General features: G+C 36.7%; 23 protein-coding genes. 13 read left to right on the forward strand and 10 right to left on the reverse strand.

The window, feature by feature from the left end; genetic code table 11:
* Nucleotides 1-88: 88 nt before the first annotated feature.
* Together ACI3K6_RS11845 and ACI3K6_RS11850 are read left to right on the forward strand one after the other, a co-directional pair.
* On the forward strand, nucleotides 89-913 hold the full coding sequence (locus ACI3K6_RS11845) for a TetR/AcrR family transcriptional regulator (protein ID WP_435554987.1): 825 nt from the start codon (nucleotides 89-91) through the stop codon (nucleotides 911-913).
* A gap of 161 nt (nucleotides 914-1,074) precedes the next feature.
* Nucleotides 1,075-1,932 carry a peptidylprolyl isomerase gene (locus ACI3K6_RS11850; protein ID WP_435554988.1) on the forward strand — a complete coding sequence of 286 codons (858 nt, stop codon included), beginning with the start codon at nucleotides 1,075-1,077 and terminating at the stop codon, nucleotides 1,930-1,932.
* Between the two features lie 44 nt (nucleotides 1,933-1,976).
* Here ACI3K6_RS11850 and ACI3K6_RS11855 read toward each other — a convergent pair whose 3' ends face one another.
* Nucleotides 1,977-3,044, reverse strand: a complete 1,068-nt coding sequence (locus ACI3K6_RS11855; RefSeq protein ID WP_435554989.1) for a sugar ABC transporter substrate-binding protein — start codon at nucleotides 3,042-3,044, stop codon at nucleotides 1,977-1,979.
* Nucleotides 3,045-3,067: 23 nt separating this feature from the next.
* A complete protein-coding gene (locus tag ACI3K6_RS11860; protein ID WP_435554990.1) occupies nucleotides 3,068-4,774 on the reverse strand; it encodes a methyl-accepting chemotaxis protein in 1,707 nt (568 codons plus the stop codon).
* A 549-nt stretch (nucleotides 4,775-5,323) separates the two neighbouring features.
* Between ACI3K6_RS11860 and ACI3K6_RS11865 the strand changes: the two genes are divergently transcribed.
* The 3 genes from ACI3K6_RS11865 (at nucleotide 5,324) to ACI3K6_RS11875 (ending at nucleotide 6,643) form a co-directional block, all read left to right on the forward strand.
* Nucleotides 5,324-5,698, forward strand: coding sequence for a DUF1284 domain-containing protein (locus tag ACI3K6_RS11865; protein WP_435555237.1), 375 nt, complete (start codon nucleotides 5,324-5,326; stop codon nucleotides 5,696-5,698).
* A gap of 227 nt (nucleotides 5,699-5,925) precedes the next feature.
* Nucleotides 5,926-6,105, forward strand: coding sequence for a DUF3896 family protein (locus ACI3K6_RS11870; protein ID WP_435554991.1), 180 nt, complete (start codon nucleotides 5,926-5,928; stop codon nucleotides 6,103-6,105).
* A gap of 220 nt (nucleotides 6,106-6,325) precedes the next feature.
* Nucleotides 6,326-6,643: a hypothetical protein gene (locus tag ACI3K6_RS11875; protein ID WP_335478600.1), complete on the forward strand. Its 318-nt coding sequence runs from the start codon at nucleotides 6,326-6,328 to the stop codon at nucleotides 6,641-6,643.
* Between the two features lie 64 nt (nucleotides 6,644-6,707).
* Here ACI3K6_RS11875 and ACI3K6_RS11880 read toward each other — a convergent pair whose 3' ends face one another.
* Both ACI3K6_RS11880 and ACI3K6_RS11885 read right to left on the reverse strand, forming a co-directional pair.
* Entirely contained in the window at nucleotides 6,708-7,058 is a 351-nt protein-coding gene (locus tag ACI3K6_RS11880) for a DUF1516 family protein (RefSeq protein ID WP_335478602.1), read from the reverse strand.
* A gap of 35 nt (nucleotides 7,059-7,093) precedes the next feature.
* Nucleotides 7,094-7,480, reverse strand: coding sequence for an AbrB/MazE/SpoVT family DNA-binding domain-containing protein (locus ACI3K6_RS11885; RefSeq protein ID WP_435554992.1), 387 nt, complete (start codon nucleotides 7,478-7,480; stop codon nucleotides 7,094-7,096).
* Between the two features lie 352 nt (nucleotides 7,481-7,832).
* Here ACI3K6_RS11885 and ACI3K6_RS11890 point away from each other — a divergent pair, with 352 nt between their 5' ends.
* The 3 genes from ACI3K6_RS11890 (at nucleotide 7,833) to ACI3K6_RS11900 (ending at nucleotide 12,467) form a co-directional block, all read left to right on the forward strand.
* Nucleotides 7,833-9,164, forward strand: a complete 1,332-nt coding sequence (locus tag ACI3K6_RS11890) for a radical SAM protein (RefSeq protein ID WP_435554993.1) — start codon at nucleotides 7,833-7,835, stop codon at nucleotides 9,162-9,164.
* Nucleotides 9,165-9,343: 179 nt separating this feature from the next.
* A complete protein-coding gene (locus ACI3K6_RS11895) occupies nucleotides 9,344-9,979 on the forward strand; it encodes a pentapeptide repeat-containing protein (RefSeq protein WP_335478608.1) in 636 nt (211 codons plus the stop codon).
* Nucleotides 9,980-10,154: 175 nt separating this feature from the next.
* Nucleotides 10,155-12,467: an N-acetylmuramoyl-L-alanine amidase gene (locus ACI3K6_RS11900; RefSeq protein WP_435554994.1), complete on the forward strand. Its 2,313-nt coding sequence runs from the start codon at nucleotides 10,155-10,157 to the stop codon at nucleotides 12,465-12,467.
* 100 nt (nucleotides 12,468-12,567) lie between these two features.
* On the opposite strand, the gene ACI3K6_RS11905 is transcribed toward ACI3K6_RS11900, so the two are convergent.
* A complete protein-coding gene (locus ACI3K6_RS11905) occupies nucleotides 12,568-14,133 on the reverse strand; it encodes a YfcC family protein (protein ID WP_435555238.1) in 1,566 nt (521 codons plus the stop codon).
* A 137-nt stretch (nucleotides 14,134-14,270) separates the two neighbouring features.
* On the opposite strand from ACI3K6_RS11905, the gene ACI3K6_RS11910 reads away from it, so the two are divergent.
* Nucleotides 14,271-15,623 carry a sensor histidine kinase gene (locus tag ACI3K6_RS11910; protein WP_435554995.1) on the forward strand — a complete coding sequence of 451 codons (1,353 nt, stop codon included), beginning with the start codon at nucleotides 14,271-14,273 and terminating at the stop codon, nucleotides 15,621-15,623.
* Complete coding sequence (locus ACI3K6_RS11915; RefSeq protein ID WP_335477077.1) at nucleotides 15,620-16,462, forward strand: DNA-binding domain-containing protein; 843 nt, start codon at nucleotides 15,620-15,622, stop codon at nucleotides 16,460-16,462. Before ACI3K6_RS11910 ends, ACI3K6_RS11915 begins: the two co-directional genes overlap by 4 nt.
* A gap of 165 nt (nucleotides 16,463-16,627) precedes the next feature.
* Here ACI3K6_RS11915 and ACI3K6_RS11920 read toward each other — a convergent pair whose 3' ends face one another.
* The gene (locus ACI3K6_RS11920; protein WP_435554996.1) at nucleotides 16,628-17,788 is read right to left on the reverse strand and encodes a C40 family peptidase; all 1,161 of its coding nucleotides are present in this window, start codon (nucleotides 17,786-17,788) and stop codon (nucleotides 16,628-16,630) included.
* Between the two features lie 212 nt (nucleotides 17,789-18,000).
* Nucleotides 18,001-19,110, reverse strand: a complete 1,110-nt coding sequence (locus ACI3K6_RS11925) for a branched-chain amino acid aminotransferase (protein WP_435554997.1) — start codon at nucleotides 19,108-19,110, stop codon at nucleotides 18,001-18,003.
* Nucleotides 19,111-19,483: 373 nt separating this feature from the next.
* Between ACI3K6_RS11925 and ACI3K6_RS11930 the strand changes: the two genes are divergently transcribed.
* Both ACI3K6_RS11930 and ACI3K6_RS11935 read left to right on the forward strand, forming a co-directional pair.
* Nucleotides 19,484-20,968 (forward strand): aldehyde dehydrogenase family protein, encoded by a 1,485-nt coding sequence (locus ACI3K6_RS11930; RefSeq protein WP_435554998.1) that lies wholly within the window; start codon nucleotides 19,484-19,486, stop codon nucleotides 20,966-20,968.
* Nucleotides 20,969-21,129: 161 nt separating this feature from the next.
* Nucleotides 21,130-22,020, forward strand: a complete 891-nt coding sequence (locus ACI3K6_RS11935) for a LysR family transcriptional regulator (protein ID WP_435554999.1) — start codon at nucleotides 21,130-21,132, stop codon at nucleotides 22,018-22,020.
* A gap of 52 nt (nucleotides 22,021-22,072) precedes the next feature.
* Here the strand turns inward: ACI3K6_RS11935 and ACI3K6_RS11940 are convergent, their stop codons facing one another.
* The 3 genes from ACI3K6_RS11940 to ACI3K6_RS11950 form a co-directional block, all read right to left on the reverse strand.
* Nucleotides 22,073-22,972 (reverse strand): 3-hydroxyacyl-CoA dehydrogenase, encoded by a 900-nt coding sequence (locus ACI3K6_RS11940; protein WP_435555000.1) that lies wholly within the window; start codon nucleotides 22,970-22,972, stop codon nucleotides 22,073-22,075.
* A 210-nt stretch (nucleotides 22,973-23,182) separates the two neighbouring features.
* The gene (locus tag ACI3K6_RS11945) at nucleotides 23,183-24,292 is read right to left on the reverse strand and encodes an FtsZ/tubulin family protein (protein ID WP_435555001.1); all 1,110 of its coding nucleotides are present in this window, start codon (nucleotides 24,290-24,292) and stop codon (nucleotides 23,183-23,185) included.
* A gap of 97 nt (nucleotides 24,293-24,389) precedes the next feature.
* The gene (locus ACI3K6_RS11950; protein ID WP_435555002.1) at nucleotides 24,390-25,148 is read right to left on the reverse strand and encodes a DUF2087 domain-containing protein; all 759 of its coding nucleotides are present in this window, start codon (nucleotides 25,146-25,148) and stop codon (nucleotides 24,390-24,392) included.
* A 130-nt stretch (nucleotides 25,149-25,278) separates the two neighbouring features.
* On the opposite strand from ACI3K6_RS11950, the gene ACI3K6_RS11955 reads away from it, so the two are divergent.
* The gene (locus tag ACI3K6_RS11955) at nucleotides 25,279-25,635 is read left to right on the forward strand and encodes a GIY-YIG nuclease family protein (RefSeq protein ID WP_435555003.1); all 357 of its coding nucleotides are present in this window, start codon (nucleotides 25,279-25,281) and stop codon (nucleotides 25,633-25,635) included.
* The last annotated feature ends 21 nt before the right edge of the window (nucleotides 25,636-25,656 follow it).

Below are 25,656 nucleotides of genomic sequence, written 5' to 3' on the forward strand. Positions count from 1 at the left end.
CCTAAATTGACTTATCAAACTCAATTATTTATAATAATGACCAGTGAGTCATTTGTCAACAAAAGACTATTAGGAGCGTTATAATAACATGGTTAAAAAACAATTAATTATGGAAAATGCGTTGGAACTATTTGCAAAACAAGGCTTTGAGTCGACTTCTGTTCAGCAAATAACCGACAAATGCGGGATTTCCAAAGGGGCATTTTACCTGTCCTTTAAGTCAAAGGACGAGCTGATCATTGCCTTAATTGACCAGTTTATGATACAAATTGTGGCAGATATTGACTACTTGGTCAAAAGTGCAGAAACGGAACAACTTTTATACGAATTTTACTATTCTATCTACTCGTCTTTCCAAAAGCATTCCGATTTTGCCAAGCTTCTAATAAAGGAACAGTCACAACTAAATAAAGAACTATTTTTGAAGATGCAATACTATGACAAACTTATGGAAAACTCGATCATCTCTATGATTGAACGATTATATGGTGACAGGGTCGAAGTAATCAAATATGATCTCATGTATAGTATTAAAGGCTTCATGAATATGTATTCACATTTGTTTGTCTTCTTTAATATTCTCGTCGATGTGAACCGATTGGCCGAATCCCTCGTAGAAAAAACTAACATACTTGCACAGCATTCTACTATAACATTTGCAACGAATGAGTTACTCAACATTTTGCAGCCAATGAACGAAGAAATTAGCGAGGATCAAATAATAGAAATGCTGGATCAAAAAATCGAAGAGTTGGATGAATCGATTGAAAAGGAATCATTGACTCTATTGAAACAACAGTTAATCCACCCAATTTACACTACAGCTATCATAAAAGGGTTAATCGAAAACATTCGTCATCATCCTCAATGTAAATGGATTACCTACTCCCTTCGTCGCTATTATAGGCTTTAAAAAAGTGGTGACAGGCACCACTTTTTTCATTTACTGCCTGAATCTTGATTTTTTCTTAGCTTGTTCATGGTTTATTCATATTCATTCAGTAAGATAGGATTCATTGAAAGCGGTAGTTTTGGAATCGAACTTCCAAACTGCTGTTATATAGGAGTGACAAAATGAAAAAATGGATTCTATCAGGAATGATGATTAGTGCATTAGGGTTATCTGCTTGCAGCAGCAGTGCGGTCTTGAAATCTGATGCAGGAAATATTACGCAAGATGATTTATATCAAGCTATGAAAACAAAATATGGTACCGATACTCTTCAACAACTGGCAATAGAAAAAGTCTTATCTAATAAATATTCTGTTTCAAATTCTGAAGTGGATGCACAAGTTAAAAAGGTAAAAGAACAACTGGGAGATCAATTTCTTAGTACGTTGCAGCAATATGGCTATGCAGATGAGAAAGCTTACCGAAAAACAGTCAAACTTAATCTTTTAGAGGAAAAAGCGGTGTTTAAGACCATTAAGGTAACCGATAAAGAATTGAAGAATGCTTACACTGATTATAAGCCGGAAATTAAGGCACGTCATATTTTAGTGAGTGACGAAGCCAAAGCAAATGACATTGCAGCAAAACTTAAAGCAGGGGCTAAGTTTGAAGACCTAGCCAAGGAGAATTCAGAGGATACTGCAACAGCTTCAAACGGTGGGGATCTCGGCTGGTTTGGTACAGGCGTAATGGACGCAGATTTTGAAAAAGCCGCCTTTGCTTTGGAGAAAAATCAAATTAGTGCCCCCGTTAAAACTTCATATGGCTACCATATTATTCAAGTACTGGATAAAAAGAAAAAACAATCATTTGATGAATTAAAGAAGACCCTTACAAATCAAGTGAAAGAATCAAAAATGACAGAAGATAAAATCCTCAAAGTTTTAAAATCTGAATTTAAGGATGCTAATGTGAGCATTTCAGATAAAGATTTGAAAAATGCAGTGAATTTCTCCAGTTCGAGCTCGCTTTCGCAATAAACAAAAATGTTGGCCGGGGGATGATCCCCCAGCCAACATTTTTGTTATGGATTAAACACTTCATTTTCTGTCAGATAGCCATCTTTTATCACGGTATCACGAACATTTTCTTTTGTTACAGCAAGAGGGTCAAGCAAAATAGATGGAATATCCATTTTACCATTATTGATAGTAACATTTGTTTTAACGGTTTCCCCTTTAGCTGCCTTAATGGCAACTTCAGCTGATTTAGTAGCAAGTTGTTGGATGGATTTATAAATAGTCATGGTTTGTGTCCCCGAAATAACCCGGCGAACCCCTGCTAATTCAGCGTCTTGACCGGATACAGGAACAGTACCTGCTAACCCAACAGACGCCAAAGATTCGATAGCACCGCCTGCCGTTCCATCATTAGCAGCGATAACTGCATTAATTTGATTGCCATTTTCAGCTAAAGCCGTTTTCATATTTGCTTTCGCATTTTCTGGTTTCCATTCGTCAGAATACTTATCGTATACAAGTTTGATTTGCCCTTTATCTATAAGAGGTTGAAGAACCTTCATTGCTCCCATACGGAATAGGATTGCATTGTTATCAGATTCCGCCCCGCCAATATAAGCAAAGTTACCACTTGATACCTTTTTTAAGATCTCAGTAGCCTGTAATTCACCTACTTTAACATTGTCAAAAGAAACATAATAATCTACCTTAGCATCTTTAATTAACCGGTCGTACGATATCACCTTTACCCCGGCTTTATGGGCTAAATCAACAATCTTTGCAGACATTGTAGCGTCATGTGGAACAACCACAAGGACATCCACCCCTTCTTCAATCAGAAGCTCTGCTTGTTTAAGCTGTACATCGTCAAGTCCATTTGCCGCTAATGTTTTTACTTGCCCACCTAATGATTTGATTTGGCCCTCAAATAATTTTTTATCCTTATACCAGCGCTCGTCCTTTAACGTATCAATTAAAAATCCAACATACGGTTTATTTTCATCAGAGATTAATTTGATCTGCTTTTGATTTGAAGAATGTTTAACAGGACTGTTGGAACAGCCTGCAGTGAACACAGTAATCAAAGATAACAGTAATAGTGCTTTTAGCGTTTTATGATGTAGAATTTTCATGATGGTTCCTCTCTTCCCTATTTTTAAAGCTTAAACCGATTGATTAAGGCATTCATACGTTCCACCATATCCGTAAGGTTTTTGGTGCTGCCTGAAATCATATCGAGAGAGGCTGTTTGTTGAGAAACGGCTGCAGAAATTTCTTCTGAAGCAGCGGCTGATTCTTCTGAAATGGCCGCAATATCAACAATGTTATCGTTGATTTCGGTACTTGATTGTTTAAATTTCGTTAAAGTCTCGGATATCAATTTTACCCAAGTTGACATTTGTGACACTTTATCATTGATTTCTGTAAATTGCTGACCTGTGTTCTCAATTTGCTGACTGCCTTTGCTGACTTCGGTGTATCCATTTTGGAGATTTTCAGCGATTTTAGAAGTTTCCTCTTTAATAGAGAAAATAATCTTTGAGATCCCCTCTACTGAATTAGAAACTTCTTCTGCTAATTTACGTACCTCTGTTGCAACAACTGCAAAGCTCTTGCCAGCTTCTCCTGCACGTGCTGCTTCAATTGAAGCATTCAATGCCAAAAGATTTGTCTGGTCCGAAATCGATTTAATGACGTGAACAATCTCCGTAATTGACTCTGTTTTACTTTCCAATCCACGAACTTGGTCTACAGAGTTTTCTACAACGTTGTTGATGACATGCATTTGCTCAAGTGATTGTTTCATCTGCTTGTCTCCAATAATGGCTGCCTGCAATACCTCATCTGAGAAACGAACCAACTTTTCACCTTGTTCACTTGCACTTAAAATATTCTCATTAAATTCCATCGTTTTTTGTGAAATGTTTGAAGCATTTCTTGCCTGAATAGTGGACCCATTCGCCATTTCTTGAATAGAAATAGCAATTTCCTGACCGCCTGTTTTTACTTCTTTTGAGGATTCAAATAAAGTAATAATCTGGCGGTCCACATCCTTTGAAACAGTAGAAATTTCTGAAATCATTTCACTTAAACTTTGACTCATTACGTTAATGGATTCGGAAAGTTGACCAATTTCATCTTTTCCTTGATAGGCTAAGTTTTCATTATTCAATTGTCCGCTGGCAATATCATTACTTCTTAAGACAATTTGATTTAAGTTCTTACTTATTTTCCTGCTCATCACATAAAGAAGAGAGATAGAAATGGCAATCGAACTGATGACAGAAATAATCAGAATCGTAATTAATCTTCCAAGATTCTCTTTGGCCTGATCCATTTTTTCATTGCTCAGTTTTGTCGCTGAATTTTTCAAATCATATCCAAGTTTTCCTGTTTCTGTTTTTAATTCATTAGCAGACTGCTGTAACACCTTAAACTCACTGGTATCAATATCTTGAACTTTTGGCACAATCGTACTGAAAAAGTATTCATCTAGTTTGTGATTGTTCTCAACCATTTGGTTAAACGTTGATAACTGATCCTTACTCAGATTCTTTTTTAATTTTTTGGCTGTTACCGTATATTCCTTACTAAGATCTAAATACTCATTCAATTTCCTATCATCTGAAAGAAGTAGATACTCCGGGATTAACAAATATTTTTCATCAAATAACGTAACCAAATCTGACGAATACTTTGCCACATTATTTTTCTGTACCGTTTCATCCATGTCACCGCTAGTTCCGTGGATAAAAGCACCAGTAATAAAAATAGCAATTAAGAATGTAACGGTAATAAATAAGAAAATAACGAGATACTTACCGCCAATCTTAATATTTGACCATTTAAAATTTCCTAACAAGTAATTCCCTCCTATGTTATTTCTAGTTGTCTTTTGTTGGGGACTCTCACAAGAGTATACTACTTTGATATTTTCGGTATACTAGTTCAATAGTTTAGAAGAGGGTCCTTCCGGAGACAGACTCATGCACCTTTAAAAAATAGGCTCTGTTAAACTTGTCTGTTGATTTCCGCTCCAGGTGCAAGCGGTTCGTGGGCGTTTCGGCGAGCCTCCTCGGCGCTTGCGCCTGCGGGGTCTCTCCTGAACCGTTCTCCCACAGGACATTGATTTTCTTCCTGGAATTCGCCCACGCACGAAGGAAATGCGTTAGCATTTTCGAGGAGTCTTCACACCTTCCGCTACAATCAACAGAGTGTAAAAAATCAACACTGTTCTTTAACACAGCCAAAAAATAAAGAAGAAGTCATCAAACATAAAATCTTCTAATCACAGAATCTGTTACAAACATAAATTTTAAAAAAACTGATATAATTCCAAATAGAAGGGGTGATCGGGTTGAGTTTGGTGTTAAGAGGCCACCATTTATTATGTGTTCACGGATTTCGAGGAATGGGCTATAGCCCTAAATTCATTGCAAAAATGAAAGAGGTAGTTGAACAGATCAGGGATGACCGCATGGACTTTCCTATAAGAGTAGTTGCTGCACTAGATGATACCTGTACAGTTTGTCCACACAAAGGCAAATCCACTTGTGAAGCAAGCATTGGTTCAAATGAGCATGTACTCTCCATGGATAATAAAGTCATCCATCATCTAGAATTAATTGATGGGGCTGTATATAATAAATCGTTTTTAGTTCAACTTACTGCTGAAAAAGTAAAGGCTGATGATTTAGATTATATTTGTAAAGGATGCTCCTGGTTATCCTATGGTGTTTGCAAAGAGGGAGTTACAGCACTTCGGGAGAAATATACGACTAAATAGAAAAATAAGCAGGATGCCAGTAGTGGATTCCTGCTTATTTTTTATTTCCTCACCTCCACCTAAGTTAACGAAATCATTAAAAAAAAGGATTTAAATTGTAAAAAAATTTTTATAGCTTTCACAAATTCATAACATATACAATGCTTCAATAGTAATTTTTATAATTATAATAAAAATATAGATAAAGCGATTTCATAACTAATTTAACAAAGAAGGGAGTTTTTTAGATGGATTACCAAGTAGTAAAGATAAAATTAGAAGAGTCTAAACTATTATTGGAGAAAAAATTACTAAGTCCAAGCCTATCATTAGAGGAAAAAGAAACGCTCCAACATTCCATTGATAACTTTGACTATATCATTGAATTAACCGATATGAATCATTTTGAACGGGGCTTAGTCCATTAAAAATACTATTGCTAAAAAAAGCAACGACCATCGGTTGTTGTTTTTTTTCTTGCATTTTTCAAAAAATGTTCTTATTTTCCATAAATTTATGTTATTTCCGTCACACTTTTGATTTTCATTCAACAGTACAATCATATTGATTTTATCAAGGAAGTGGGGCTAATACCATTTTAGAGTAATTTGTAGTTAGGTACACAAACATTAAAGGGAGGGAATCGTTTTGTTCAAAATTTTTATCTTTGTGTTAATCGCAGTAACATTAATAATGCTTAGTATTTTCATGGATGGAATGATCGATCTTTATAAGCAGGAAGAAGAGAAAAGAAAAAATACGGTTAGAGATGGATTGGAAGGTTATTTGGATCAAGTATTTGGATTTGGCCGTGTTAGAATCTTTAAGACCCTAATTGACGCTGACGGAAGTGTAAGATACGTCGTATATTTGCCAAAGTATGAATGGTTTAAAGCACCTACATATACGTGGTACGAAGTGTACCTCACTAATAAAGGCTTTAGACATAATGAATTTCAAGCATAAACTCCAGGTTTAGTTAAAGAAGAAGTGAAAAATGTCAATTTCTAACGTTTTTCACTTCTCTGTTTTAAAAGATATATATTCCCATCGGCAATTTAAGGCCAAGGTAAACTGTAACGATTAAAATGACCAAAAACAAACTCCAAAAAACTGCCACCTTTTTCCCCTTTTTCCCCTCTGCAAGAATCATTTCAAATAAGCCAATCATTAGAATTCCTAAAACAGCTTTTAAAACATAGAGAATGGTTATTTTATATAAAGAGAACAACATCATAACTCCTGTTAGGATGATTAAAAGATACATCACGCGGAGAATCATTTTCAAAACTTTTGTGCTTCGGCCTTTATTTTGTAAGAGTAATATAATCCCAAACAAAATGATAGTTAGTATAATTGTAGTTATGTGTGCATGAGTCATGGATTTCTCTCCAATATGTAGAATAGTTTTCTGTATTAGCCTAGAATTTCTTCCAGGAATGCATTAAATTCCGCCTCGTCGAACAAATCTAACACATGATCATCATCGAAACGATTTTCTGAAAAGTCTTCTTTATTCATAACTTTACTGTTGTTTGGAAAAGACATTTTTGTATCTGCCAAATCTGCTTTTGCTAAAATGTCATTAGCCAACTTCTCAAACTTCTTCGAATGATTCAATTGAAAAAAGGCAAGCTTATCCATGGTTTCTGCTTTTATCAAAATAATTGATTCTTTATTTCTTCCTCCTGCTACAACCAATTTTTCATGCTGCTCAAATTTTTCCCTTATTGATAGTGGAAGTTCAATTTGACCATTCTTATCTATAGTTGTTGTGCCCAAAAAACCTCTATAATCAATCAATTGCACTCACCTCCTACAAGTAGGTTAAATCATACTTTTCATACGAACAATCCATTTCACAGAATGTACATATGGCGAAATTTTGTCAGATTTATCCTCTGGAATGGCTGCTTACTGCCTAAATTATTTCTTCCTTTAACATTTTCAATAAAAAAGGCACACTTTCTATTCAAACACGGAAAAGGTTTTATGGGTTTCTTATACTAATTTTTGCCTATTCCATACTTATTCAAAGCAAATAGGTGCCGAAGGCGGTAAAAGGACTTGTATTTTCCAAATCGAAGCAATATGATTACCCTTGGGTCAAAATAGAAGAATATTAGAAGAACCAAAGAAAGAAGGTTAATTTCCCATGAAGAGCAACACAAACTATGTTCCATCAAGATTTAATGCCCTATCAAAAACAGACGATAACGGGGTTATTCTTTTCAATAGTTATAATGGAGCTATAGTTCATTTTTCAGAGGATGAGAAAACAACCGTATTGTCCTCTCTTAAACGAGAAGGATTAACGGAACTGGAAACCGAAATGCAACATGACTTATATGAAAATGGGTTCTTAGTTTCCAGCCAAATAGATGAAAGTAGGAGAGCACAGTATCTCCATCAATCTCTGCACCGGACAGATGTGATGCACCTCGTCCTGATGCCAACTGAAGCTTGTAACTTCCGCTGCACCTACTGTTATGAATCGTTTACCCGTGGAAAAATGAACCGCGACACCATCAATGGACTAAAAGCACTCGTAAAAGAAAGAGCTACTAATCTCTCACAATTAAATATTAGCTGGTTTGGCGGTGAACCCCTGCTTTCATTAGATGTTATTGAGGAACTCTCTCACTCTTTCATGGAAAGTGCTAGGGATAACCGAATCCATTATGCTTGTGATCTTGTGACAAATGGATATTTATTAACCAAAGAAGTTTTCCAAAAATTACTCTCTTGGGAAATCAGACAGTTTATGATTACGATTGACGGGGTTGAGGAAGTCCATGACGGTCGTAGACATTTTGCCGGTGGAGGGAGAACATTTGATACCATTATCAAAAACCTAATTTCCTTGAAAGAAGTCGAAGATTCGTTTGATATAACCATCAGGGTAAATTTTGATGACAGCAATCTTGAAGAAATGCCTAGACTGATAGAGTTTATTAAAGAACAATTTGCTGATGATCAACGGTTTAGTATCCTGTTTCGACCTGTGGGCCGATGGGGTGGTGAAAATAATGATGATCTTCCTGTGTGCAGTCGAATCATTGCAAATACAAAAATTTGGGAGTTTTCCAATCACGCAGTAACTAACGGTATTGGACTAAGTCCTATGGTTGCCGGATCCTTAATGCCTAGCGGCTCTGTTTGCTATGCAGCTAAACCTCACTCTCTAGTGGTAGGCTCTGACGGCCAACTTTATAAATGTACGGTTTCATTAGAAGAGGAAAGAAATCAAGTTGGAAAAATCCATGAAGATGGTACCCTTGACCTTAATTATGATAAAATTGCTCTTTGGGTGACCTCTGGAGAAGAAACGGATACCGTATGTCAATCCTGTTTCTACCGGCCAGCCTGTCAAGGAAATCATTGCCCATATTATCGGATGATGACTGGCGAAAGGCCATGCCCTTACGAGAAAAGGAATATCAAAAAAGCCTTAAACCTGATTTGGAAAAATAGTATACAGGACTAATATCTTTCACCATTTGAAAGGAGGTGAAAAGGAATGAAGGTTTTACGTCCAGCAACATCACCTGTCAGTAAATTAGATTCAGGTAAAATTATGAAATCTGTACCAGGTAACTTGAAATAAGCTGTTGCGAACAGTGATTTGGCACTGTTCGCTTCTTAGCATATGAGAGGTATTAGTCTATGAAAATTGAATTACCAAGATTATCTGATGAGTTACCATTAAGGAACTTCCACGACCTTTTTTATGAAGAAGAGGAAGAACTCGAAATGTGCCAGATTATGGACACCGTATTCGAACATGAGGTAACAAATCGGGTTCGATTATATAATATGGTGATAAAAAATTGCAGCTTCATTCATACTGATTTTAACAATATCGATATAACAGACGTTTTGTTTGAGAACTGTGACTTTTCCAATGCAAAACTAAATAAATCTTCTATCCATCGCGTTGTTTTTAAAAACTGTAAATTATTAGGGGTAGACTTTACCGAATCGCGCTTCGGTAATATTCAGTTTGATCATTCCGTTTTAAACTTATCTGCATTTGGAAATACAAAGTTTGAAAAAGTTCTATTTCAAAACTCCTCTTTAAAAGATACCGATATTTTTGATTGCAAACTAAAAAGTGTCCTATTTCAAACCTGTAATCTAGACGGAGCTAATTTTACACAAACATCATTAAAAGGGATTGATATTAGTTCATCCTCGTTTAATTCCCTTATCGTAACTTTTGACGATTTGAAAGGATGCAAAGTCTCAACAGACCAAGCTATTCTATTTGCCAGTTTGATGGGTTTAATCGTGAAAGACTAATGGTGAATGATTCTTTAAAACACATATTTACATGTAAGGACTTCATTAGATGGAAGTCCTTTTTTTGTTTGTTTATTGAAATAAAATACTACATTTTTATACATTTTTTTCAAAAGAATAGTATTATAGTAAAGGATACTTTTGTAGATTAATAACACAGCTGAAAGGAGAAAAGATGAAGTTTTTTAGAAAAATTGGAACAGTTTTATTGGCAGGAGCCATGTTGTTGACGTGCGTGGATTTACCTCAATCTGCTTACGCAAGGACCATGACCACAGCCAATGTCAAAGGGATTTTGGATAGTCCAGTAGTTGGATCTAGTCTCGCCGGAACACAAAATGTCAAAGGCTGGTTCTTAGATCAAAGTGGAGTAGCGAAAATCGAAGTAATGGTAGACGGCAATGTGGTTGGAAAAGCTTATTATGGCGATAGCAGACCGGATGTCCAAAGAGCTTACCCATTATTCAATAATGGGAAATCTGGTTTTCATTTTACTCTCAATACAACAAAATTTTCTGATGGAAAACATACTGTATCAATTAAAGAAACCGCTAAGAATGGTCGCGTTACAACCTTACCCGCAACACCTATTAGCATTGCCAATACCAAGGGAGTATTGGACACTCCAGTTACAAACTCTACTCTTACCGGGACACAAAACGTAAAAGGCTGGTTTTTGGATGGAAACGGAGTTAAAAAATTAGAAATATTAGTGGATGGTAAAGTGACTGGACAAGCCGTTTACGGTGATGCAAGACCTGATGTAAAAACGGTTTTCCCTCTATTCAAAAATGGAAACTCTGGGTTTCATTTTGCTTTAGACACTACCAAATTCTCCGACGGTGACCATACCATTGCAGTGAGAGAAACATCAAAAAATGGTCGAGTTACTACCTTACCGGAAAATAAAGTAAAGTTTGAAAATACCAAAGGTGAATTAGATCATCCGGCAGCTGGTTCTATCCTTACCGGAAGCCATGAAATAAAAGGCTGGATTTTGGATCAAAACGGAGTATCCAAAATCGAAGTACTGGTGGATGGCAAGGTAGTAGGTCAAGCAGTCTATGGTGATACCAGACTAGATGTAAAAAAGGCTTTTCTTCAATTTAAAAATGGCAAATCAGGCTTCCATTATACTCTTGACACGACTAAATTCTCAGATGGTTTACATACTATTACTATTCGAGAAAAGGCCATGAATGGTAACGTTAAAACTCTACCATCAAGGTCTGTAACCATCAAAAATGTCGAGGGAGTTTTAGATACACCTACTGCAGGTTCAACACTTACAGGAACAAAAAACGTATCCGGCTGGTTCTTGAATGCGCATGGTATAGCAAAAATTGAGGTACTAGTTGATGGCACAGTAGTTGGTCAGGCCGCTTATGGTGATGCTAGATCAGATGTCGAAAAAGCTTTCCCACAATTCAGAAATGGTCATTCAGGCTTCCATTACTTTCTTGACACAACTAAATTTACTGATGGTAACCACACCGTTACAATTAAGGCAACAGGAAAAGATGGGTTGATCACAACCTTGCCAAATCGTTCCATTACGATAAAAAATATAATTGGAACCATGGACAGTCCTACACCAAATTCTACCCTCCAAAAAATCATTAATATATCTGGCTGGTTATTGGATCAAAACGGAGTAAAGAATATTGAAGTATTAATAGACGGTGCTGTAGTTGGTCAAGCTGTCTATGGCGATGTACGAAAGGATGTCCAAAAGGCTTACCCTGATTTCAAAAATGGCAACTCCGGTTATCACTTTTCATTGGATACAACCAAATACTCTGAAGGAAAACATACCATTACAATAAAAGCAACTAACAATAAAGGCCAGGTTACAACATTGCCTAGTACAACTGTGGCATTTAATCAATCAGCCTTTACTGTATTTTTAGACCCTGGACATGGGGGATATGATCCAGGTGCAACTGCTGGAGGATATCAAGAAAAAAACTTGAATCTTGCTGTAGCAAAAAAAGTTCAATCCATTCTATTAAATAAAGGCTACACTGTATATATGTCCCGCAGTAATGATACCTTTATTCCCTTACTAGATCGTTCTAGTATGGCCAATAATGCAAAAGCTGATATTTTTGTTAGTATCCACACGAATTCAACAGGAACTGGTGCTACGTCTGCTTCTGGAATCGAGTCTTTCTATTATGAATATGATCCGGATTATCCTTCCAAAATTAATGATGACATGGATGATAATCCGCAAAGAGTATCAAAGAGTATCACACTAACAAACATAATCCAAAAGAAAATGGCCTCCTACACAGGAGCATATAATCGTGGAACGGCTGGAAATTCCTTTTCGGTTATTCGTGAGTCAGCAATGCCTGCTACGTTGGTAGAGATTGGATTTATCAACAATGACAGTGAACGTAATAAATTAATTACCGATTATTACCAAAGCACATTAGCAAGATCTATTGCCGATGGGATTGTGGAATACTTTAAAACATTTTAATCTACTAAAAAGACTACTCCCTGATGATGAAGAAGTAGTCTTTTTTTCATTATATTTCTTTACTAACAATCTTGATAAAAGAAACAGAAATCCATTAACTCTAATAAATTAGCACTTGTAAAACTAACATTAGTCCACCAAAACCTAGAACAAAAAGGACAACAGGCCAAACGAATCTAAACCAATGAGAATACTTCATATTCAACATTTGTAAAGTCGCCATTACTAATCCGGTTGGTGCTAAGAAGAGCATAGCATACTGTCCAAATTGATAAGCAGTAACAATGACAAACCGTGGGATATCCACCGTATCAGCTAAAGGAGCAAGGATCGGCATAGAAAGAACAGCTAATCCGGATGACGACGGAACGATAAATCCAAGGACAAAAAAGATGAATAACATGGCAAGAATAAATATCGGCCCACTTACATGCGAAACAAGTGAAGATGAAAATTGAAGGATCGTATCAGAAATCAAGCCTTCATTCATGACGATATTAATTCCTCGGGCAAGACCAATAATTAAGGAAACACCCACTAAACTCGATGCACCATTTACAAAGGCATCGACGACACCTTTCTCGCCAATACCGTTTTTTCCAGTAGCAGTTAAGAACATAATAATAATAGCAAATGTTAAGAATGAAGCAGCCATGGTAGGGAACCACCAGCCCTGAGACATAACACCCCATACCATAAGTGGGAATCCCACAACAAACAATGTCAATATAATTTTTTTACGCACTGTAAATGAAGTATTTTCGTTTCCTTCAGTCGATGCTACAGACCACATTTTATCGAATTCATCACGATCTTCATAAGAATAAGAGAACGTAGGATCAGCTTTCACTTTTTGGGAATACCAACGTAGATAAAGGACGACAAATATGGCCGCAATAGCTAACCCACCAATCCGCCAAGTAAGACCTTGAGTGAAATTGATTCCTGCGGCATTAGATGCAATGACCACGGAAAAAGGATTAATTGTCGAAAAGCAGGTACCAATTGAACTTGCTAAGAATATAGCCCCTACACAAACGATAGAATCATACTCCATCGCTAAAAAGACAGGAACTAAAATGGGATAAAAGGCTACGGCTTCTTCCTCGATACCGCATAACGTTCCACCTAAAATCATTAAAATCGAGACCAAGAAAATTAAAAGGAACTCACGCCCTTTCGTTTTTTTCGTCAAAGCTAAAAGACCAGATTCGAACGAACCACTTGCCTTAACAACACCAATCAAACCGCCCAAAACAAAAATAAATACCATAATATCAACAGCCTCTATTGTCCCGCGAATCATACTGTTTGTTATGGTTTCGGGTCCTGCAGGCTTCTGTTTTAATCTTTTATATGTATTTGGAACAGAGACCGGTTTCGTTATTCCTCCCGAAGTGAACTGTTTGATGTCAATCTTAACACCAAGTTTGTTAAGTTCTTCTTGTGTACTAGGAATGGTTTTGACTTTTCCATATGGATCAGTAATTTGCAATTTAGAACTAGATGAATCATAGGATAACTTTGAATAAGACCCTGCTGGAATAGCCCATGTTGCAATCACAGCAACAATCGTTAAGAAAAACAAGATGACAAATGCTCCGGGCATTCTTAATTTAAACTTCTTTCTTGGACCCTTTTCTGTGCTGGAGCCTGCATTGTTCATCATGTCCTCCGGTTGTTTGGCAACGCTTACATTATTCATAAGGTCATCTCCCCAGTAAAATATAATCGTATAGAAGGTTTCACAAATAATTCATTGTTTGTGAAACCTTTTACAATCTATAATTTAAGTGTATTCGGATGCTTCAAAAAACTTCAAAAAGATTCGACAAGTTTTTCTGGGAGGGATTTTTTATTCCGTTTTTTTCTCGCAATATCAACCAAGATAAAATCAAAAGAATAACTGTTGCTGCAACTTGTATCGCGTTGGCAGCACAAATTAATATAACGTTTTTTGTGGATGGCTTCATTTTAACGTTGGCCGTCATCTTATTACCCATTTTTTTATATTTTAATGATGATCTAAATCCAATACCGTTAACACTTGGAATTGCATTTGCTTCACCTTTTTTCAGAGGACTTCTACTTTTTATCACCAATAATTATGCTCTGGAAACGATTGCTTCATATATATTTACCGATATTGCCTTTTATCTCTGTTACGGATTTGTGTACTATTTTTTATACTGGCATCGTGCATATCGCAATGATAGTTCTTTCTTTTTTACAATTCTGCTCTGTGATTATATATCTAATCTTTTGGAAGTTAGTCTTTTGTTAAATTTTTCACATTATAGTCTGCGTTTATTTAAGATATTATTTATTGTTGCCTTGCTGCGCGCTCTAATTAGCTGCTTTATTGCATTTTTATATCATTACTTTACGCTAATGATTAGAAAAAAGAGTCATGAGCAGAGATATTATAATTTTTTGTGGTCAGTTTCGGCAGTTAAAAGTGAAGTCTATTTTATGAATAAGAATATTAACGAAATCGAAAGAATCATGAAAAATGCTTATTTACTCAATAAAGAGCTTTTTCATGAAAACCCTCTTAGTAAAAATGGTAGTATTGCGTTAGATATCGCCAGAGACGTACATGAGGTAAAGAAAGATTATCAAAATGTCATCAAAGGTCTGGGGAGTTATTTTGAAGTTGAAAATGACCCCTTTATGCGATTGAGCGACATTCTAAAAATCGTCCTAATGCATTCACGCAGTCTTGTTAGAGAGAGGAAATTGGATATCTTAATTACGGTCAAAAACCAAATCGATTTACAAATCGTTAATCATTACTACTTGGTTTCAATCTTGTCGAATATAATTGTGAATGGCCTTGATGCAATTGGAAAACAACATGGAGGTTCCATAACAGTAATAGTCAAAGATCAGGGAGAGCAGCTGCTAATTAGTATTACTGACAATGGTCCTGGTATCCCTTCAGAGATTATAGATATGATCTTTCAACCAGGTTTTTCAACAAAATTCAATCAATATACCGGAGATATTTATCGAGGAATTGGGTTGTCGCACGTAAAAATTATTGTGGCAGAACAATTCGGGGGACATATAAAAGTTGTTTCTGAAGAAGGAAAAGGAGCGAATTTCTTTTTAACGCTTAATAAAGAAAAACTAACTACGGGGGAACAGTCATGAATTTTTATATCGTTGATGATGATCTTGCAGTCACAATGATCTTACAAAGAATCGTGGAAGAAAACATGAACAATCAGGTAGTTGGAACCTCAGTATCTCCTAAAATGGCCTTAAATGACCTGATGTTGCGGAATGTTGATATTGTATTGGTAGATTTGTTAATGCCTGAATTAAATGGTATTGCCTTAGTTGAAGCACTTCACAAGGCAAAACCCGAGTTAAAATTTATTATGATTTCACAAGTACGAGACAGTGATTTGAGAGAGGATGCTTATAAAGCTGGTATTGAATTTTTTATCGATAAACCCATCAATATTATCGAAGTACGGACAATCGTTGATCGTGTAAAACAAAGTATTCTAATGGAACAAAAACTGAAAAAAATTCAAAACTTGTTAGAACCTTCTTCCAATGGCTTTTCAAATGTAAACACAAATCATCTTCATGAAACGAAAAAGAAAGTTCGATCTATTCTTGGATTTTTAGGAATAACTTCTGAAGCAGGTTATGCTGATATTTTAAATATTTGTCAATTGATGATCGAACAAAATATTTCTTTTAATGATATCAACTTTGATCAACAATTTGCTTTAAACTCTCATGAAAAGAAAATTATTTTTCAGCGCGTTCGGAGAGCGATAAAAAAGGGCATGGTAAATCTCGCTAATTTATTCCAAGATGATTTTGACAATGAATTAACGATGGAGTGTGCCAATACTCTCTATGGATATAAAAATATCCACAAAGAGATCCTTTTCCTACAAGAAAAATCGTCAACCGGAGGCAAAGTTTCTCTAAAACAATTTTTTGACGGCTTAGTGATGCATACCAATAATTAATTGAAGTGACGGGGTTTCGGTCCATAGCCAAATAGATAGAAAAAAAAGACTAGAATCTACGAGATCTCTAGTCTTTTTGGCATCCCAAATTTTAAGAAAATATAAAAGGGCAATCGGTACAATGAATGATACATGAACCGATTGCCCTTCTTAATTGATTCCGCTCTAACGTAAAACTCTAGCAGCAGTTGAAAAGGAAGCAGGATTATAAGAAGCAATTTTCACGACATCACCTGTTTGTGGAGCGTGAATATATTGCCCACCACCGATATAAATACCCACGTGGTATGCAGGATATCCACGAAATACTAAATCACCCGGCTGTACTTGACTTGGAGAAATTCTAATTCCAACATTTTGCTGATCTCTGGATACCCTTGGCAGATTGATGCCAATTTGGCGGAATACATAGGAGGTGAATCCTGAACAATCAAATCCACTTGGCGTTGTTCCACCCCATACGTAAGGAACCCCTAAATACTGTTTGGCAATAGCAATTAGTCTTCCAGCCGATCCAGGATCAGCAGGATCTGCTGTACCAAACGAAGGTGTTGATTTTGGAACAGAAGGACTGCTTCCACTTGGAGCAGGTGCCCCTGGCTGTTGTTGAGTTGGCGCAGCCGCCTGAGCTGCTGCGGCTTGAGCTGCCAATTGAGCCTGTCTTTGAGCCTCAGCCTGTTGCTCTGCAAGTTGTGCTTGCTGACTTTGTAACAAAGTTTGTGCATCAGCCAATGCTTTTGTAATTTCTTGTTTATCTGCTTCAATTTTTCTTTGTTCAGCAGCTAATTCTTCCTTACTTTTATTTAAACTATCCAATTCACTATGTAGTTTTTCTTCAGCCGTTTTTAATGCCTGTTCTTTTTCATTTAAACCGTTCAGTAGATCTGAATCGCTTTCAAGAATTTTTGATATAGCAGTAAACCGAGATAAGAAGTCAGAAATATTATTAGATGAAAGCAAAAGCTCTGCATAAGTGGCTAGAGAATCTTTACCTTCTGACTGAATACTTTTTAATCGTTCAGAATAGACTTGTTTATGCAATTCTAAAGATTTTTTAGCAGCCTCGATTTCAGCTTTTGTTTCTTCAATTTTTGCTTGCTGTTCAGTAATCTGGTTATTTAATTGCTGACTTTTTTCCATTGATGTGCTGATTTGGTCGTCCAATTGTTGCATCTTTGTTTCAAACGTATCGATTTGTCCTTGTGTCTCATTAATTTGCCCTTGAGTAACTGGTGTATTGACTGGACTTGCAAAAGTAGGCGTTGCTTGAATCATTGACGCAACAACGGCAAGCGATATTGAATATTTAAATATTTTCTTTATCATTATTAATCTCCTTTTGCTATGTATCTTTGATTCAGACGTTTAATATATTCCTAGTTTATATTCCAAATGCTCTAAAAACAATAAAAGCGTCGTTAATTTAATATAATTGTAATATTATGTAGAATATTCTTACCGATATTGAAAAAATTGTAAAAAAAATAACCCCTCGATCCGTATGAAACGAGGGGTTATCCTATATTTTTCCAATGCCCTTAACTTAGGCTTCCTGAATACATATCTTTTGTTTCTTGATTTAATTGAACCCGCCAGCCAAATGGATCTGGTTTAGTTCCATATTGGATTCCAGTTAAGGTATCATATAATTCCTTGGTAAGCTTACCAATTTCTCCATTGTTAATCACAAGTTTTTCATTTTCCCATAAAAACTCACCGATTGGTGAAATGACAGCTGCCGTACCTGTACCATATGCTTCCTCTAATAAACCTGCTTTATAAGCTTCATAGATTTCATCCATAGAAATTCTTCTTTCAACAACTGGGACATTCCAGTATTTTAAAAGCTGAATTATAGAATCTCTGGTGATTCCCTCCAAGATACTGCCGTTTAATTCAGGTGTTACAACTTCCCCATTTATTTTAAAGAACACATTCATACTGCCTACTTCTTCAATATATCTATTTTCTTTCCCATCTAACCAAAGCACTTGAGAATAGCCAATTTGATCTGCCTTTTCCTGTGCTTTTAGACTGCTAGCATAGTTTCCTCCTGTTTTGGCCTCTCCTGTTCCACCTGCAACTGTCCGCACATATTGCTGTTCCACCGCGATCTTTACCGGGTGAATACCTTCCTTATAATAAGAGCCAACTGGGGACAAAATAATAATAAATTGATAATTATGCGACGGTGCTACCCCTAAATTTGGTTCAGTACTTATGATGAATGGGCGAATATATAGAGAAGTTCCCTCAGCTTTGGGAACCCATTCCCGATCAATAATAATAAGTTGCTTTAATGCCTCTAAAGCTAATTCTTCATCAATATGTGGAATACATAAACGGGAATTTGAGTGATTTAACCTATTAAAATTGCGGTCAGGTCTAAATAAATACACTTGCCCATCCTCAGATAAGTATGCCTTTAGACCCTCAAATACAGTTTGGCCATAATGGAAAACCTTTGACGCAGGGTCTAAACTAATTGGTTGGTAAGGTATAATCCGCGGATCATGCCAGCCCTCACCTTCTGTGTAATCCATAATGAACATATGATCCGTATATACCTTGCCAAAAGTGAGCTGATCAGCTTCAGGTTTCGATTTACGATTTTCACTAAGGACTGTTTTAATTTGATAATCTTTCATAGCATGTTCCCCCTATAATTCTGTCTTTATTATTCTATAAAAATAAAGACCCTTTAGAATAGAATACTCCCCTTATTCAAAAAAATAAAGTCTAAAATTCTGAATACTATAAAAATTAAAAATGAAGCGTTTCCAATCCTTTCCTAATGCATTTTGTCATTTCTTGTTAATCGAATCCCTTTTTGACAGAAAAACTGAGTTTAGCAGTCAGGTAATAACAAAATTATTCGATTGTTGTCAGAATATTTGTGAAACAATTCATTGAATTACACATGAGCGCGGTGTTACTATTTTTTATGTAACTGCTACCATGACTAACCTCAGGTTTCCTCAACATGATTTACATAGAATACTACTTTTAAGGAGGAATATAATGAGTCAATTAGCTGTAGGGTTAAAAGAAAAAGTAGAGAAGTTTTTAGTAGGTAAGAAAAAACTATTTATTAATGGGGAATTTGTAGAAAGCAAATCACAAAAAACGTTTGATTCATACAATCCGGCAACTGGAGAGGTTTTAGCTTGTGTATATGAGGCTGGTAAAGAGGATATTGATCTAGCAGTAAAAGCTGCACGTAAAGCATTCGATGAAGGCCCATGGTCTAAAATGAGCGCAGCTAATCGAAGTCGCCTTATGTATAAGCTTGCTGATTTAATGGAGGAGAATAGTGAAGAACTAGCCCAGCTGGAAACTTTAGATAATGGTAAGCCAATTCGTGAAACAACAAACGCGGATATTCCTTTAGCCATCGAGCATATGCGTTACTATGCAGGCTGGGCCACCAAAATTGTTGGGCAAACCATTCCTGTTAATGGACCATACTTCAATTTTACCCGCCACGAAGCGGTAGGAGTGGTCGGGCAAATTATCCCTTGGAACTTTCCACTTCTTATGGCTATGTGGAAACTTGGAGCAGCTCTTGCAACTGGATGTACAGTTGTATTAAAACCAGCAGAACAAACTCCACTATCAGCACTCTACTTAGCTGAGCTAATCCAAGAGGCTGGGTTCCCGGCTGGTGTGGTAAACATCGTTCCTGGTTTCGGAGAAACGGCAGGGCAACCACTTGTTGACCATCCGTTAGTAGATAAAGTGGCTTTCACTGGCTCCACTGAAGTTGGAAAGATGATTATGGCGAGCGCGTCCAAAACATTGAAAAGAGTAACACTTGAGCTAGGCGGAAAATCCCCAAATATCATTCTTCCTGATGCTGATTTAACAAAGGCGATTCCGGGTGCTCTTAATGGTGTTATGTTCAACCAAGGACAGGTTTGCTGTGCAGGTTCTCGCGTATTTATTCAAAAGAAACAATTTGACAATGTTGTTGCAGATATGGCTGCCCATGCCAACAAAATTAAACAAGGTGCCGGAATTCATGCTGACACAGAAATCGGACCACTTATTTCTGTCGAGCAGCAAAACCGTGTTCTTGGATATATTGAGAAAGGTCTAAATGAGGGAGCACAGCTTGTTGTAGGCGGCAGTAAGCCTCAGGAGCAAGGCTACTTTGTCTCCCCTACGATCTTTGCCGATGTCCGGGACGAAATGACCATTGCCAAAGAAGAAATTTTTGGGCCGGTTATTTCCGCTATGCCATATGATGATTTAGATGAATTAATTAATCGAGCCAATAATAGTGAATATGGTCTGGCCGCAGGAGTTTGGACTCGCGATGTGGCAAAGGCCCATTACATCTCCAGCAAACTTCGTGCGGGAACGGTTTGGGTAAACTGCTACAATGCCTTTGATGCAGCTTCTCCATTCGGCGGCTATAAGCAATCAGGCATTGGGCGTGAAATGGGCTCCTATGCGCTTCATAACTATACTGAAGTAAAGAGTGTTTGGATTTCCATGCAGTAAACATTCATTCTTTGTTTAAATGGAGCTTCTCCTTTAGGAGGAGTTCCATTTTTTTGAAGATGGGATATTATTTAATGAATAGACTTTATGGAATCTATTCACTGAGTTCTGTTAAAATATATATAACAAGGGGAAGGTCAGTATTTTTTAGGAGAAAAAATATGAATATCATTCAGCTTCAATATCTTGTAGATGTAGGGGAACTAGGTTCCATAACCGAGGCAGCGAAAAAAAATCATATGACCGTTCCGGCCATCAGTATTTCAATCAGCCAATTAGAGGCAGAATTAGAAGTAACCCTTTTTTCCCGGTCAAAGAAAGGCGTGATCCCTACATTAGAAGGAAAAAAAGTAATTCAACATGCCATTTCTATTTTAAAAACGATCAATAAAATGAAATATGACATTTCTTTATCGAAAAATAATCAATACGGTAATGTTGTGATTGCGACCATTCCTGGGATGGTTCCACATATTATCCATAACACCTTGGAATTTCGTAAGATTTATCCATTCGTAAATGTTCAATTGGTGGAAAGTGACACTGATGGGGTGCTGAACCAAGTTAAAAACGGACATGCAGATATGGGGTTTATTTCCTTTGGTCCAAGCCATCATGAAGAAGCCCTTTTATGGGAACCGATAAAACGGGTTGAAGTGGTTTTGGTGGTACATAAGAGTTCCTTATTTCGGTTTAATCAAAAAATTTCGCTGGAAGAAATTAAGGATGAAATGATTGTTTTATACAATGATCCATATTTAAAAAAAATCGCCAAAAATCTTTTTGCAGATGACTTAAATAATCGGCTTGCCCTAACGTCCAATAATGCAGAAGCTCTGATTCAGATGGTTATTCATGAAAACGCCATTACGTTTATAAATGATTATATGTTACAAACGTTTCCATTACAGATCAAAAATGAAATCATCACCATCTCAATCAATGAATATCTTACTCTTTCCAACTATCTTTGGAGAGTGACTCGAAAGAATGAAGTGGAATCAGAAATGGTTCAACAATTTACTGAGCACCTTTTGGCAGACTTAAAATAGAAAAAAATGATGCCCGCAAGAATTTACAAACCTGCGGGCATCATTTTGCCATTTATCCTTTTAAAAATCCTTCTTCCAAATAGCTAGGGTTTGGGTATGTGTAAAAACCTTCCCCTGTCGCTACACCAAGCTTACCTTTATCGATATACTCAGTTTTTAGTTTATCCGCTAATTTTTTGAATTCCTGATCACCTGTTGCTTCTGCTTTGGCCCGTCCAATATTATAAGCTGTATTGATTCCAACAACATCTAATATCGCAAGTGGACCTTGTGGGGCTTTTGTTGCAATCATCCATGTTTTATCTATGGTTTCAACGTCGGCAACTTCTTTAACTAATAAAAGCTGAGCCGCTTCCAATAAAGGAACTAATAAAGAATTCAAAATATAGCCTGGCTGTTCTTTATATAAAGGTAAAGCGACCATTCCGATTGCTTTTGCAAATTCGACAACCTCATTAAAAACCTTCATATCAGTTCCTGGATGTTTCATAATTTCTGCCGTATTGTTTTTCCAAATTTCATTAGCAAAGTGTAAAGCTAGGAAACTCTCAGGTCGCCCTGTTGCTTCAGCAAATTGACTTGGCAGCAATGTAGAAGAGTTCGTCGCAAAAATCGTTTTCACCGGTGCAACTTGTCCAAGATGCTTATAGAAATCTGTTTTTATTTGAACCACTTCAGGAACTGCTTCAATGACAAGGTCGGCATCTGCAACCGCTTTAGCTAAATCGCTGCAAAAAGAAATGCGGTTATAAGCATCATTCACCTCTGTTACATTTACCCCTAAATCTTCCTGGTAACGGTGCTTCAGATTCACTAATCGATCTTTCGCACGTTCCAAAGCTTCATTATTAATGTCGTAAACTGTTACTTGAAACCCCTTAAATGCAGTTTGATAAGCAATTTGACTTCCCAATACCCCACTGCCCGCAACTGTAATATTCTTAAAATTCATTTCAACCATTCCCCTTTTAACATTGTTCTTACTATACTTATATTGTAAATTATTATTTTACTAAAATAAATTTAATAAAATTTAATGTCAATTAAATTATTTTTAACTCCCCACTATCTTATCGTTTCTTATTATTGAATCTTAAGATTAAACGGTTCATTTACTCAAAAAAAAAGAGCATCTCCAAATAAGGGAGATACCCGTAAGATATTATTTTTGATACTTAGACAATTTTGATGATACTCCAGTGGACTTTCTTTCAGGTGCTTTTGCCTTTAGGTTGGATGCCCAAGTTACTTGTGAGTCATATTTTTCCATATGCTCTTTTTTGACAAGGAACTGCAGACGCTCTTTGTTCTTTTCAAGTGATTCTTCAAGTGACTGCAATCTGCTTCGCGGGAAAGATAAACCAGCGAGAATCGTTGTGATGGTCGGATCCGTTTCTGTAATATATGTTCCTTCAAATAGTTCAACCGGCTCGCCAATCCCTTCAAAAACCGCCGGTACATTTATGAGTTTTGACACGTTTTCCGGTCCCTCGTAAATGAGGCTGGCACGAATGACTCCAACCGTGTCTACCGGACAGAAGATAGAAGACGCCCATGACCGCTGAATGGCACTGGCAATATCCGCCGATGTCTTTGCATCCGTGACAGTTGCCGAGGAAATGATGGTGACTCCCCTAGTATTAAGAATATTCATGAGATCCGTTTCATCAAAGTTTCCGTAAAACGAGCTTTTTTTGGTTACTGAAACCACATGATGAATGGCCTCTATGACCTGTTGATTAGAGGAAAGATAGATTTGTTGTTTACTGGATTGAGGGTTTGTTTTTCGCATTTGGTCATTATCAACTAGAAATATAGAAGAGATCCCTTCAATTTTAGAAATCTGTTCGATGCATTCAGCTGCATTTATACGATTTCCCGCCAGTACGTTCCGCTCCGGAACAATGGCAATGGCCCCGATATTTATTTGCGGCAGCTGATCCAATAATATATCCATTAACAGCGGACTCATTCCAGATCCAGTGCCGCCATCTGTCGAAAAAGCCACCAATAACAGTTTAATATTTTTGAAGGATTTTCTAACGAAGTCAATCATTTCACGGTAATGCTCGTGAACGGCACGCAGACCAACGGACCGGTCCTGACCTGCTCCGTTATATCCTGGTACAAAGTATTTCTTTTCCACTCTTGTGTTAACGGCTCCGTCGCGTTGATTTGTGTTGATAAGGGCCGTTTGAAAGCCCATCGTCGATGCTATTTCAGCGATATTTCCTCCAGCTTGACCTACACCCAAAATTCCGATTGATTTCACCAGATCGCCTCCTTATCTACTAGATAATACTCGCCCCTTCCAAAAATTAGACTTGTTCTGAGAAAAAAAGAATAACAGCGATATATAAAAAGGCAACTTAGTTGCCTTTTAACCAATACTCACTGCCATCCGATTTTCGATCAAGAAAACCATATTCAATTAAGTATCTTCTAATCAACACATAATCATCGTATATCTCTGCAAGAATTTGATTTATTTCTGTTTCATTGTATATGTGATCATGATCCAAAATTTTCGTAATTTCCCGCAGGAGGATCAGTCGCTGCTTTTCTTTAGGTGGGAATTTTTTCAAAACTATTTGAGGTCCTTCCGAAATAAAACGCTTTATGACCTCTTCCTGCTCCTCTTTCGTAATATCGTACCGGTCATCCACCATTTTAGCTGTTTTATGAGGAGGAACGAAGGCAGGCGCATATTGATCTTTTTCTTTTAATAACTCCATGAGTGTCAAGAATATTTTTGCTTGCCTTTCCTTCTCTTTAAGAGCAAATCTGTGATGACGTATCGTTGATGTACTCCCAATGTTCATTTCCTCTTGGACTTCCTTATCACTTCTCCCTTGAAAAAAGAGGCGAAGGAGCTGATTCTGATGTTCGGTAAGACCCGTCAACTTCTTATCAAGACCTATTAAGTGTTCAAAAACCGACCCATGTGCATGTTCAATATGTACTTGGGCATATTTTTCCGCCTCATATAGAACTCCATCCATAGGATAAATGAGTCCTTTTTCAATTTTTTTACCACATATAAGACAAATATAAAATTCAGCTTCCTGAATGTATCCTCGTTTCATTTCTTCCAAAGAGGCTTTCCAAAAAATATCCGAAACACCCATACCCCAATACACTCCTCACAGCATTCTATATAAAACAAACAATTTAATTAAATGTTTACTTTTATACAAACATAATAATATAATGTTTGTGAATGGTCAATGACAACTGAACCTCTGAAAGGAGATAAATATGGATAAGCAACGACGTAAACAACTTCAGGAAGATTATAAACAGATCAAGACATATATGGGGATTATCCGGATTACTAACCTCGTCAACGGTAAAATGTACGTGGCATCCTATCCCAACTTAAAAAACCGCTGGTTAACAATCAAAACACAACTTGAAATGGGGAATTTTCCAAACCATCAGTTACAGAAAGACTGGAATGAGCTTAGCGAAGAATCCTTCACGTTTGAAGTTCTAGAGCAAAAAGAGACAACAGACATTTCAGACGTGAAATGGGCTCTGAAACAAATGATCAAACCGTGGTTGGATAAATTGCAGCCATATGGGGAAAAGGGTTATCTTAAACCCGAAAAATAAAGAAGCCAAGATATTCACTCG

It is taken from the genome of Neobacillus solisequens, from assembly GCF_051233465.1.
GTDB lineage: Bacteria > Bacillota > Bacilli > Bacillales > Cytobacillaceae > Neobacillus.